This is a genomic window from Burkholderia sp. BE12 (genome assembly GCF_002959955.1).
Lineage (GTDB): Bacteria > Pseudomonadota > Gammaproteobacteria > Burkholderiales > Burkholderiaceae > Burkholderia.
The window spans coordinates 77653-89656 of sequence record NZ_PREY01000012.1 but is presented as its reverse complement, the minus strand read 5'-3'; the positions used below and the strand labels follow the sequence as shown (position 1 = coordinate 89656).

14 protein-coding genes and 1 pseudogene are annotated in these 12004 nt (G+C 63.1%); 12 read left to right on the top strand and 3 right to left on the bottom strand.

The window, feature by feature from the left end:
• The first annotated feature begins 1 nt into the window (after position 1).
• From C4B30_RS36300 to C4B30_RS15620, 5 genes and pseudogenes are all read left to right on the top strand, one after another.
• Positions 2–358: an SMI1/KNR4 family protein gene (locus tag C4B30_RS36300; protein ID WP_105132668.1), complete on the top strand. Its 357-nt coding sequence runs from the start codon at positions 2–4 to the stop codon at positions 356–358.
• A 212-nt stretch (positions 359–570) separates the two neighbouring features.
• The gene (locus tag C4B30_RS36065) at positions 571–705 is read left to right on the top strand and encodes an RHS repeat-associated core domain-containing protein (RefSeq protein WP_105132692.1); all 135 of its coding nucleotides are present in this window, start codon (positions 571–573) and stop codon (positions 703–705) included.
• 59 nt (positions 706–764) lie between these two features.
• The gene (locus tag C4B30_RS35355) at positions 765–965 is read left to right on the top strand and encodes a hypothetical protein (protein WP_155257339.1); all 201 of its coding nucleotides are present in this window, start codon (positions 765–767) and stop codon (positions 963–965) included.
• Positions 966–1018: 53 nt separating this feature from the next.
• The gene (locus C4B30_RS15625) at positions 1019–1399 is read left to right on the top strand and encodes an Imm10 family immunity protein (RefSeq protein ID WP_034185391.1); all 381 of its coding nucleotides are present in this window, start codon (positions 1019–1021) and stop codon (positions 1397–1399) included.
• A gap of 159 nt (positions 1400–1558) precedes the next feature.
• Positions 1559–1875 (top strand): annotated as a pseudogene (locus tag C4B30_RS15620) (DUF7716 domain-containing protein).
• 90 nt (positions 1876–1965) lie between these two features.
• On the opposite strand, the gene icmH reads toward C4B30_RS15620, so the two are convergent.
• The 3 genes from icmH to tssJ all read right to left on the bottom strand — a co-directional run bounded on the left by icmH (position 1966) and on the right by tssJ (position 4805).
• Positions 1966–2748 carry a type IVB secretion system protein IcmH/DotU gene (icmH, locus tag C4B30_RS15615; RefSeq protein ID WP_027783373.1) on the bottom strand — a complete coding sequence of 261 codons (783 nt, stop codon included), beginning with the start codon at positions 2746–2748 and terminating at the stop codon, positions 1966–1968.
• Positions 2745–4091 (bottom strand): type VI secretion system baseplate subunit TssK, encoded by a 1347-nt coding sequence (tssK, locus tag C4B30_RS15610; protein ID WP_027783374.1) that lies wholly within the window; start codon positions 4089–4091, stop codon positions 2745–2747. Before tssK ends, icmH begins: the two co-directional genes overlap by 4 nt.
• Positions 4092–4193: 102 nt before the next feature.
• Positions 4194–4805, bottom strand: a complete 612-nt coding sequence (gene tssJ / locus C4B30_RS15605) for a type VI secretion system lipoprotein TssJ (protein ID WP_027783375.1) — start codon at positions 4803–4805, stop codon at positions 4194–4196.
• 374 nt (positions 4806–5179) lie between these two features.
• Here tssJ and C4B30_RS15600 point away from each other — a divergent pair, with 374 nt between their 5' ends.
• From C4B30_RS15600 to tssG, 7 genes are all read left to right on the top strand, one after another.
• Positions 5180–5806, top strand: coding sequence for a tetratricopeptide repeat protein (locus C4B30_RS15600; RefSeq protein ID WP_027783376.1), 627 nt, complete (start codon positions 5180–5182; stop codon positions 5804–5806).
• Between the two features lie 46 nt (positions 5807–5852).
• Positions 5853–6368: a type VI secretion system contractile sheath small subunit gene (gene tssB, locus C4B30_RS15595; protein WP_027783377.1), complete on the top strand. Its 516-nt coding sequence runs from the start codon at positions 5853–5855 to the stop codon at positions 6366–6368.
• Positions 6369–6383: 15 nt separating this feature from the next.
• Entirely contained in the window at positions 6384–7874 is a 1491-nt protein-coding gene (tssC, locus tag C4B30_RS15590; RefSeq protein WP_027783378.1) for a type VI secretion system contractile sheath large subunit, read from the top strand.
• Positions 7875–7944: 70 nt separating this feature from the next.
• Positions 7945–8448, top strand: coding sequence for an Hcp family type VI secretion system effector (locus tag C4B30_RS15585; RefSeq protein ID WP_006477093.1), 504 nt, complete (start codon positions 7945–7947; stop codon positions 8446–8448).
• A 63-nt stretch (positions 8449–8511) separates the two neighbouring features.
• The gene (gene tssE / locus C4B30_RS15580; RefSeq protein ID WP_027783379.1) at positions 8512–8997 is read left to right on the top strand and encodes a type VI secretion system baseplate subunit TssE; all 486 of its coding nucleotides are present in this window, start codon (positions 8512–8514) and stop codon (positions 8995–8997) included.
• A 76-nt stretch (positions 8998–9073) separates the two neighbouring features.
• Positions 9074–10909 (top strand): type VI secretion system baseplate subunit TssF, encoded by a 1836-nt coding sequence (gene tssF / locus C4B30_RS15575; RefSeq protein ID WP_089499517.1) that lies wholly within the window; start codon positions 9074–9076, stop codon positions 10907–10909.
• Complete coding sequence (gene tssG, locus C4B30_RS15570) at positions 10873–11973, top strand: type VI secretion system baseplate subunit TssG (RefSeq protein ID WP_027783381.1); 1101 nt, start codon at positions 10873–10875, stop codon at positions 11971–11973. Before tssF ends, tssG begins: the two co-directional genes overlap by 37 nt.
• Positions 11974–12004 lie beyond the last annotated feature (31 nt).

The following is a 12004-nucleotide window of genomic DNA, read 5'->3' as shown; positions in this document are numbered from 1 at the left end:
ATTGCCTAAGTCGTTCTCGGAATGGCTTCTGGACAACAACGGCAAAGCATCGGGCGCTTTGGTGGTGTTTCCTGTATTCGATGCACGCGATCCCCGCAAAACGTGGGAGTCGATAGTTCGTCACTTCAAAGAAGATTGGCAAGAGTGGCGAGACAACTTCTCAGGTACCTCTATCGACCTCTCTCAGTTGCTACCGTTTGCCGAATTCGGAACAGGGGACTACTACTGCTTCGACTACGGAACGCTTGGTGACGCCGGGGAGCCTGTTGTAGTTCTTTGGTCGCATGAGACTGGGCAAGTGTCAGCGATTGCTGATAGCTTCGCAGCCTTCCTGACTACACCCGGTCGACCTGGATAATGATGAAGGAAGTATCTTTGCGCCGCGTTGGATGCCGAAACGGACAAGGACACGGATGCGGCTGCTTGATGGCGCATCGAGCCGAGCATCGACAACTGTAAAAAAACGCGTCCAGGGGAAAAATGCGTTCCGTCTTGGGATGGGGTGGCGCAAAGTCTTGTGGGGAAAGGGGTTGCGGGCTGTATAAGGGGGGAATGCGCGTCTAGGGGGCTATTTATAACCGGTGCCGATATTACGATCTAAGCGGTGGTCGGTTCGTATCGAAAGATCCCATCGGATTATCGGGTGGCATCAATGCTTACCGATACGCGTTGAACCCTATCGCGTGGACTGATCCGGTTGGCTAACTCCGTGCCCGGGACGCAGAGGCGCATTTCGTCAAGCGAAGCGTGATTTGGGAGTCGCGTTGAGTCAACAACCTGACAAAGTGCTCAATCAAAAAGCCGATCAGATGGGGCAATATAATCAAGTCATGGTGACTGGTTCTGACGGTTTGCCGGTGTTGGGGAAAGGTAATCATCCGATATGGACAAGAGAGTATCAATTTAAACGTGCTGATGGGAGTGTGGTATTGATTCAAGAACTCGGCATTGTCCCAGTATGTTAGATGGTCGAGTCAAATCACAGTGGACGAGCAATATCTGTCAGGAGTCGAGCGAATTGGAATTCAGATTCTTCGCGAACATCGTAACCTATACGTTCGAAAATGGCGTGCATATCGTCGGTCTCGCAGATCACGACCCGCCATCCAGCTACGTGATCCTGCAGCGCGAGACCGACGACGACGAACAGGATAAGGCGCTTGGTCTCGATACCTATTACATGGAAGTAGGCGAAGACGGAGTCGCCGGCTATGGTGGAGTCACGTCGGTTTCGTTGCAGGGGAAGATGTTGAACATCGAACTGTCTCGCGATGTCGCATGGACGGAAGGGCTGGCGCTGGTGACGATCGTGGTGCATGCGACCGACAGCCTCGGACAGCTGAAGCGGGGGCTGACGGAAGTCTTTGCGGGGGAGGCGACCCAGCTGCGCTTCAATTAATGCACGCGAGATGGCCGACGACCACCACCAGGTCGACCATGCACATTCCGAATTGGCATAATCACGCCTCGCTGAGGGGCGCGTTGCGATGCGCGCACTTTCGTATGATCGCCGTGCCGTCGTTCCGGTGCATTTGCCACAGTTACAACCGCAATTCCTATGTCGACTACCCCCGCGACCGAAGTGTCGCTAAAACACATTCTCGAACATCCTGGCGATTTCTCCGGATGGCTCTGTCTGCCACCGATGCCGTGGACGCTCGATACGGAAGGAGCATTCACCGAAACCCTGACGATATCGAAGCCGTCACGCTATCCACGATCGCATCGCAACCTGGCTGGCGCGTGACACTGAACAGCGCGACGATCGAGGAAATCGTGATCAATGCGCATGACCAGGTCGACGAACCGAGCGTCGCGCAATTGTTGGACGCGTTCGTGTTCTACGTCGACAACGAGGAATTCATTCTGCTCTGACCACGCTCACACGCACCACAGTGAAAAAGGACCGCCGAGCGGTCCTTTTTCGTGATGCAGCAGTGTTCGAACGAAGCACCACCACTGCCTTCAAGGCAACGAAATCGTCAAATTAGCCGACTCTGGCCCGACCTTGATCACCTGCGAATACGGCGCCAACGTCTGCAGCGTCTTGTCCTTCAGATAGGTGTTGAGCCCGAGATACCCGAGCAGCGCAACGAGCGCGAACACGGTCCCGATTGCCCAGACCGGCACCTCCCGCTTCAACCGATGCGCGATCTGATCCGGCAGCGGCCAATGCGGAGCAAACGCAGCGCGCTTGCCCTTCATATGCGCGATCTCGTCGCCGAGCCGCGCGGTGAGATACGCGAGCTTCTCCGGCCCCTCGAGCAGATACTTGCCCTGGAACCCGAGCAGCAGGCACATATGAAACACCTCGAGCGACTGCAGCCGGGCCGCACCCTGCGCACGGCCTTCCTCGAGATACTGAAAGAACTTCTCGCCCGCGAGCTGCTCGCCGAACAGCACGAGCTGCAGCGGCCGGCGTTCCCAGTCGGTCCGGATCTTGAACTGCGACGACAGCACCATCTCGTCGATGGCCGCGCAGAACGCGAACTTCGCGCCGTACACGTCCTCGGCGGCGATATTCAGCTTCTTCGCACCGCGCTCGAAATCCGACAGGAATTCCTGGATCCGCGTGCTGAACTCGCCGGCGCTGTCCGGCTCCCGCCCGTTCTTGAGCAGGAACAGCATGAAGAACCCGTCGTACAGCAAATCGAGCAGCGAGCGGGCCTGGAACGCGGCGTCCGTGGACGCCGGGCTATGCATTGGCGGCGGCACGTTGTCGCCGAACAGGGAAGGCGCGTAGCTCATGATGTGACCGCGATCAGTTCGAATTTCAGGTCATTGATGCCAGTCGGCGCGTAGATCATCGCGGACTGGGCCTGCAGCATGCGCTCGTACAGCGGGCTGCGCGAATCGAGCGCGAAGTAGCACGCGCCGGGGCGCACCGGAATCGCGGGCGGCACTTGCGGCGTGTACGACAGCCGCACGCCGGGCATGGCCGACAGCACGAGCTTGTCGACGTCGTCGGGCGCGCCGACCTTGAAGCGGGCCGGCACCGCGTCGACGAGCTCGACGCTCGGCATGTCCGCCGACACCGCAAGGTAGAACTCGGTCTTGTCGTCGATCTTGCCGGAATCGAGGCGGCCGAGGTGGAACGACGGGCGCACTTCGTCGAGCGTGATCGCGAAATAGCGCGTCGAGATCACGGTGTCGAGCAATTCGCGCAGCATCAGGTCGAGGCGCGCGAAGCTCGGGCCCGGATCGTCGTGGCGGTACACGGGCAGGTCGGCGAGCGTATAGCCCTTCGAGAAGGTCATCAACTGGCCCGCGAGGCGCAGCAGTTCCTGGAACAGCCGCTCCGGATGCAGCGCCGCGTGCTGGTGCAGGTGCGCGAGCGTCGCGAACGCGGCGTTCGCGGTGTGCAGCAGCCAGAACGACGCGATGTCGCCGGAACGGAATTCGATGATGTTCTTCGACGGCTCGCGGTGGAAGCCGTACAACGCGTTCACCTTCGCCTGCAGCGCGTCGACCAGTTGGCGCAGCCGCTGGTGCAGGATCGGCGACGCTTCGATCGCGAGGCACGGCGGCACGAAGTTGTCGTCGATCTCGAAACCGGACGTCGCGGTGCGGCGCACGCGCACGAGCGGCACGGACAGCAGCTGGTCGCGCGGCTCGCTGTGCGCGATCAGCTTGACCTGCGTCTTCAGGAACGTGATGTCGGCTTCGGCGGCGTCGGTGAAGTTGTCGGCGACGCTCGTCTGCTCGCTGACGAACCGCGTCATGAAGCCGGCGGCCGGATCGTCGCTGTAGTTGGTGCCGTTCTCGCGCAGCGGGTGCAGCGCGAGATAGAACACGAATTCGTTGATGCCGTCGGGCAACGTATCCAGCGCGATCGGCGGCGGCAGGTCATCGGCCTGCGGCGCGGCATACAGCGCGCCGTCCGGGAACACGAGCGCGAGCTCGGCCACCCGCAGCACATTGCTGCCGAGCGCGTCGCGATCGATGCGCACGGAGCGCACGCCCCAGTTGTACGGCTGGATCGCCTGGATGGACTCGAACAGGCGCGCCTCGTGGTACGCGTCCTGCCGCTGAAAGTGTTGAGGCCGGAGGAACAGCCCTTCCCCCCACAGCACCTTGGCCGAATAACTCATGTCAAATCCGGTTAATGTGGCGTTGCGACGTAATCGATTTGTTCGTGCCCGAATTAAATCGCCGAGTGTTAATTCTTGTTAATTGACATTCGTGCGTCATGTTTAACCGCAGGAGACCGAAGAAAGCATATTCAGCGGTTGCGAAGGCGCACCCTGTTGCGGTGCGATGACCGTGCCGTCGGTGACCGTCATCGCGCAATTATGCAGGCCGATGATTATGCCGGATTTCTCCGACTTCACCGGATCGAACGTCAGTTTCCATCGTTGCAGTGCGGGATCGCGGAACAGCGCGACGATGCCGAATGCCTGCGCTTCGCGCGACACCTTCTCGGTTGCCGTATAGCGCTGGCCCGGAATCAGCGTGATTTCGCGCACGTTCAGCAAATCGGCGCCGAGTGCGGCTTTTTCCTTGGTCGGATCGGTAAATGCGTCGAACGGCGCTTGCTGGAACGAGGTCGGGTCCTTCAGCGCATAGAGCCGGACGACGAGCGCGAGCGGCTTGTGGTCGGTCGCGGCATTCAGGTTCGGCGCGGCGGCGAGCGTGAGCCCGATGTTGCGCGGCGGCTTCTGCGCGTCGGGCACCTCGGGCTTGCCGATGCCGGCCGCGGACATCACGGCGCTCGCGGCCGAGCCGAGCAGCGGGGCGGCCGCGCATCCGGCCAGAAGGGCGCAGGCAACCAGCGGCAGCGCGTAGCGAATCATGGACGATCTCATCGTTTTTCCGGCGTGCCGCCTTTATCCCTGTCAAAACTGCCGGGTTTTGCCGCGTTCGCCGCGTATCCCCCGACACTGCACCATTCAACTATTAAGCACGCTCGCGCCAGGCAAGCGTTCGGAAATTTTTTCCGCTATCCGGGCGGCGCGTCGTGCGGCCAGTAAAACTTGCGCATTCCGGTCGAAAGAAAAAACCGCCGCGAGCCCGCAGCGAGAGGCCATTCGAGGGGGTAGCGCCCGGTTTTAAAAGGAATTACTCTTCACACGACGATTGAATTATGAAAAATTGATCGGTACTATACCCGCGCGCATCTTGCAAAGCAAAAGAACCAGATTCTCAACGATTTAAAACTCACGCGCCGGTGGATATAACGATGAAAGACCGTCTGTTCGCAAAACTGTCTGGGGTAGTGGTGGCTTGTGGCGTGATCGCCGGCTGTGCGAGCCAGCCTCCCGCGCCGCCGACTGCGGAAGTGTTCAACAAGTCGCTGGCCGATGCGGACGCCGTCGCGAAGGCGGGGGATCAGGACAAGGCGCTCGGCCTGTACCAGCAGCTCGCGAAGTCGGATCCGACGCGCGAGGAACCGTGGTCGCGCATCGCGCAAATCCAGTTCGCACAAAACCATTACGGCCAGGCGATCGTCGCCGCTCAGGAAGCGCTGCAGCGCGACGCGACCGATCGTCAGGCGAAGAGCGTGCTGGCCGTCGCCGGCCTGCGGATCGCGACGCAGTCGCTCGGCGAGCTGCGCCAGGATGCGTCGCTCGCGGGCGACGCGAAGTCCGACGCGCAGGCGCTCGCGAAGCAACTGCGCGACACGCTCGGCGAATCGGCGCTGTTCCCGCCGGAAACGAAGACCGTGAAAACGCGCACGCCGCGCCGCGTCGTCCATCGTCCGAAGGGCGGTGCCGCACCGGCCGCCGAGGCGGCTGCGTCGACCACGCCGACGCAGCCCCCGGCGCAAAAGGGCAGCGCGGATCCGTTCGGCGCGCTGCGCAACTGAAACCGCAACTGACGCGATAACCACAACTAACCTGGGAGCCGTCGAGATGGCCAAGAAAGAAAGCATTCAGAAAAGCTTGCAGAAAATACGGCCGCCGCGCGTCCAGCTGACCTACGAGGTCGAGAAGGGCGATGCGATCGAGGTGAAGGAGCTGCCGTTCGTCGTCGGGGTCGTCGGCGATCTGGCGGGTCAGTCCGAAATCGAGCAGCCGAAGCTGCGCGACCGCAAGTTCGTCAACATCGACCGCGACAATTTCGACGACGTGATGAAGGCGATCGAGCCGCGTGCCGCGTTCCAGGTGGAAAACCGCCTGAGCCCGGAAGGCGGCAAGTTCGCGGTCGACCTGAAGTTCCGCTCGCTGTCGGATTTCAGCCCGGACGAAGTCGTCGAACAGGTCGAGCCGCTGCGCCGCCTGCTCGAGGCGCGCTCGAAGCTCGCCGACCTGCGCAACAAGCTTGCCGGCAACGACAAGCTCGAGGATCTGCTGTCCGAGGTGCTGAAGAACACGCAGCAGTTGCAGGAGCTCGCGAAGGGCACCGGCAGCGACAAAGACGGCGAATGACGACGGAGTGTTGAGATGAACCAGCAAACGGCTGCGGCCCAAGCGAGCGGCGCGGAATACGCCGCCGGGACTTCGTTGCTCGACGACATCGTCGAGAAGAGCAAGGTCGCGAAATCCGATTCCGAGCATGCGCGCGCGAAGGACCTGATCGGCGAACTCGTGCACCAGGTGCTCGACGGCACGGTGATCGTGTCGGACAACCTGTCGGCCACGATCGACGCTCGCGTCGCGGAGCTCGACCGCCTGATTTCCACGCAGCTTTCCGCCGTGATGCACGCGCCGGAATTCCAGCGCCTCGAAAGCACGTGGCGCGGGATGGACTATCTGGTCAAGGAAAGCAACACGGGCCAGACGATCAAGATCAAGGCGCTGCACGCACCGAAGCGCGACCTCGTGCGCGATTTCAAGGGCGCGAGCGAATTCGACCAGAGCGCGCTGTTCAAGAAGGTCTACGAAGAGGAATTCGGCACGTTCGGCGGCTCGCCGTTCGGTGCGCTGATCGGCGATTACGAGATCTCGCGTCAGCCGGAAGACATGTACTTCATCGAGCAGATGTCGCACGTCGCGGCGGCCGCGCATGCGCCGTTCATCGCGTCGGCGTCGCCGGAACTGCTCGGCCTCGAGTCGTTCTCCGACCTCGGCAAGCCGCGCGACCTCGGCAAGGTGTTCGACACCGTCGAATACGCGAAGTGGAAGTCGTTCCGCGACGCCGAGGATTCGCGCTACGTCGGCCTGACGCTGCCGCGCTTCCTCGGCCGCCTGCCGTTCAATCCGAAGGACGGCCAGACCGCGGAGAACTTCACCTTCGTCGAGGAAGTCGACGGCACCGATCACGACAAGTACCTGTGGTGCAACGCGGCATGGGCCTTTGCGGCACGTCTCACGGCCGCGTTCGACGACTTCGGCTGGTGCGCGGCGATCCGCGGCGTCGAAGGCGGCGGCCTCGTCGAGGACCTTCCGACCCACACGTTCAAGACCGACGACGGTGAAGTCGCGCTGAAGTGCCCGACCGAAATCGCGATCACCGATCGCCGCGAGAAGGAGCTGAGCGACCTCGGCTTCATCCCGCTCGTCCATTGCAAGAACTCAGATTACGCCGCGTTCTTCGCTGCGCAATCGGTGCAGAAGCCGAAGAAATACAGCACCGACAGCGCGAATGCGAACGCCGTCCTGTCCGCCCAGCTTCAGTACATCTTCTCGGTATCGCGCGTCGCGCATTACCTGAAGGCGATGATGCGGGACAAGATCGGCAGCTTCGCATCGGCGCAGAACGTGGAGACTTTCCTCAACCGGTGGATTTCGCAGTACGTCCTGCTCGACGACAACGCCTCGCAGGAACAGAAAGCGCAATTCCCGCTGCGCGAGGCATCCATACAAGTGTCGGAGATTCCGGGCAAGCCGGGCTCGTATCGTTCGGTCGCGTTCCTGCGCCCGCACTTTCAGCTCGACGAGCTCTCGATTTCTCTGCGACTTGTCGCTGATCTGCCCAAACCGGCAAATTCATAAGCGAGTAAATCGCCCGGGCGGGCCGCCTGGGTAGGACGTTAAAACCACCTCTTTGGGGAGTCGAAGGGCCATGTTACATATGCACTTGCAGTTTGGTAGTCCCGCGGTGAAGGGCGAGTCCGCGGACAAAGACCATCAGGGCTGGATCGAACTGAAATCGTGGGATCACTCGATCGTTCAGCCGCGTTCGGCAACCGCATCGACCGCTGGCGGTCACACGATGACGCGTTGCGAGCACGGCGACATGATCTTCACGAAGGAAATCGATTCGTCGAGCCCGCTGCTGTATCAGCACGCTTCGGGCGGTACCACGTTCGACGAAGTGACGGTCCATTTCTCGCGCGCGGACGGTGAAGGCAAGCGCGTGCAGTATCTGGAAGTCAAGCTCAAGTACGTGATCATCTCGAGCATCGCCCCGAGCGTTCGCGAGGAAGGTCTGCCGCTCGAGACGTTCTCGCTGAAGTACGCAGCCGTGCAGTGGAAGCAAACCCAGCAGAAGATCGGCGGCAACCAGGGCGGCAACACGCAAGGCGCCTGGAGCCTGACGAAGAACGACAAGACCTACGCGGTCTAAGGTCGGTTGCGGCAACGGGGCGCGTCGCGTCCCGTTGCCGTTTTGCTCTGTGCACTCCGGCCGATGAAACGATTCGAACCCAGTTTTCTCGACAAGCTGTTCGACGACGAACCGCATCTGCCGGCAACGGCCGCGATGCGGCAATTGTCGCTGGACGAGCTCAAGAACACGGTCGCCCGCGACGTCGAGGCGATCCTCAACACCCGTATCGCGCATACCGAGAACGAGCTGGCCGCGTTGCCGGAATGCCAGAAATCGGTGCTGACCTACGGGCTGAACGATTTTGCGGGGCTGAGCCTCGCGAGCCACTACGACCGCGCGTTCATCTGCAAGTCGATCCAGCAGGCCATCGCGCGTCACGAGCCGCGCCTGCAGCAGGTGCAGGTGACGTTCGAGCTGAACGAGCAGGCGACCAACGCGCTCTACTTCGCGATCCAGGCGTTGCTCGTCGTGCACCCGGCCGAGGAGCCGGTGAGTTTCGACGCGATGCTGCAACCGTCGACGCTGCAATATTCGGTCACGCGCGCACGCGCGGCACGAATGCAGTAAATCAAGCCGCCGAGCGGGCCGGACCGCCCGGTGGTCAATCAGGTCCGGCATGAAATATTGAGGTTCGGGGTCGTCGATGGAAGAATTGCTGCCGTATTACGAACGCGAATTATCGTTTTTGCGGCGCTATTCGCGAGATTTCGCCGAACGCTATCCGAAGATCGCCGCGCGCCTCGCGCTGTCCGGCGAGCATTGCGAGGATCCGCACGTCGAGCGGATGATCGAGTCGTTCGCGCTGCTCGGCGCGCGCATCAACAAGAAGCTCGACGACGACTACCCCGAATTCACCGAAGCGCTGCTGGAAGTGCTGTATCCGCACTACCTGCGGCCGTTCCCGTCGTGCTCGATCGCGCAGTTCACGCCGGCGTCGCCCGGCCAGCAGACCGAACCGGTCGTGATCGATCGCGGCACCGAGCTGAAGAGCCGCCCGATCCGCGGCGTGCAGTGCCGGTTCCGCACCGCCTACGACGTGACGCTCGCGCCGATCCGCATCTCGGAGGCGCGCTATACGCCGGTCGCGCTCGCGCCGAGCGCGACGGTGCTGCCGTCGAACGCGACGGGCGTGATCTCGATCACGTTCGAATCGCTCGCCGCGCAGCTCGATCTCGGCGCGCTGAAACTGTCGACGCTGCGCGCGCACCTGCACGGCGAGCAGTCGTTCGTCGCCGCGCTGACCGACTGCCTGTTCGTCAACGTGCTCGGCGCGTACGTCGAGCCCGAGCGTAACGGCCGCTGGACCGCGCTGCGCAAGCTGCCGATTGCGCAGGCCGGCTTCGCCGAGGACGACGCGCTGATCGACTATCCGGCGAAATCGCATCCCGCGTACCGGCTGCTCACCGAATACTTCGCGTTCCCCGACAAGTTCGATTTCGTCGACTTCGACCTCGCGGCGATCGCACGCGCATCGGGCCGCTGCCAGCGCGCGACGCTGCACCTCGTGCTGCAGGACGTGCGCAGCGATTCGCACGTCGCGCGCCTGCTCGAACTGCTGACGGCGAGCCATTTCCGGCTGTTCTGCACGCCGATCGTCAACCTGTTCCGCCAGCACGGCGAGCCGATCCGCATCACGCACCGCGCGGTGTCGTATCCGGTGATCGCCGAGGCGCGGCGCGCGTTCGCGTACGAGGTGTACTCGATCGACTCGGTGAAGCTCGTCCGGCAGCAGGCACACGAGGAATCGGTGATCGAGTTCCGGCCGTTCTATTCGCTGCATCACGGCGAATCGGCGCGGATCGGGCATTACTGGTTCGCGCGCCGCAACGACTGGGTCGCCCAGAAAAGCCCCGGCTACGAAACCGAGATCTCGATCGTCGACATCGACTTCGAGCCGACGTCGCCGCAGACCGACACGCTGAGCCTCGACCTGACCTGCACGAACCGCGACCTGCCGGCGATGCTGGCGTTCGGCCTCGAGGGCGGCGACCTGTTCCAGGAAGGCGGCGCGCAGACGAGCGGCGTCTCGCTGCTGCGCCGCCCGACGCAAAGCGTGCGCTTCGAGCGCGGTCGCGCCGCGCACTGGCGGCTCGTGTCGCACCTCGCGCTCAACCACGTGTCGCTCGTCGCGCACGGCCTCGCGCCGCTGAAGGAAATGCTGACGCTGTACGACCTGCGACGCACGGCCGTATCGATGCGCCAGATCGACGGCCTGGCCGGCGTCGAGCAGCGCGGCGCCGTGCAGTGGCTGCCCGGCAAGCCGTTCGCGACGTTCGTGCGCGGCATCGAGATCCGGCTGACGATCGACGAGGAACACTTCGTCGGCGCGAGCCTCGCGTCGTTCGTGCGCGTGCTCGACAGCTTCTTCGGGCTGTACGTCCACCTCAACAGTTTCGTTCAATTGGTCGCCGTGTCGAAGCGCACCGGCGAGGAGATCATTCGATGCAAGCCCCGAACCGGCGAATCGATCCTGGCGTAGTCGACGCGCTGCTCGACGAACCGCATCGCTTCGAGTTCTTCCAGGCGGTGCGCGTGCTCGAAGGGCTGTTCGCGCGGCAGGCGTCGGATGCGCCGGGCGCGTGGCGGCAGGGCGACGTGGTCGCGCAGCGCATCGCATTCCGCAACACGCTATCGCTCGGCTTCCCGCCGAGCGAGATCGAGGGCGCGCGCTCGTTCGACGACGGCGGCATGCCGCTGAACTCCGGCGAGCAGCGCGGCGCCGCGCTGGCCGCCGGCGAGCTCGGACGCGTCGAGCTGACGCCGGCGTTCTTCGGGCTGCTCGGCGGGCAGGGCGCGCTGCCGCTGCACTACACCGAGCAGATCGTCGCGCGCGAGCACCTGAGGCGCGACCACGCGGCGCGCGCGTTCTTCGACGTGTTCTCGAACCGCGCGACCGCGCTGTTCTACGCGGCGTGGAAGAAATACCGGCTGCCGTTCCATTACGAACTCGACCGCGACGAGCGCTACCTGCCGCTGCTGCTCGCGATCGCCGGCGTGCCGAGCGACGAGGTGCGCGACAGTCTCGCCGCCGGCCCGGGCGGCGTGCTCGACGAGGCCGTGGCCGGCTACGCGCTCGCCGCGCGGCACCGGCCGATGTCGGCCGCGTACCTGCAGCGCACGCTGTCCGATTATTTCCGCGTGCCGGTGAAGATCGACCAGTTCGTCGGCAAGTGGTACGACGTGCCGCCCGATCAACTGAGCGTGCTGGGCGAAGTCAACGCGGTGCTCGGCGCGACTGCGCTCGTCGGCGAACGCGTGTGGCAGCGCGACATGCGCGCGCGGATCGTCGTCGGCCCGCTGTCCAAGCGCGATTACGAGGCATTCCTGCCCGGCGGCGCGCATGCCGTCGCGCTCGAGCGGATGCTGACGCTGCTCGCCGGCGTCACGCTCGAGTACGAGGTGAAGCTCGTGCTCAAGCGCACGGAAGTCGGCGCGAGCGTGCTCGGTGCGGGCTCACGGCTCGGCTGGGATGCGTTCCTGTGCACGCGCGACGCGCTCGAGGACCGCTCGGACGCCCGCTACGAACTGCACGTGATTCACTGACCCTGACAACAACAAGCAATCGAACCTGAGA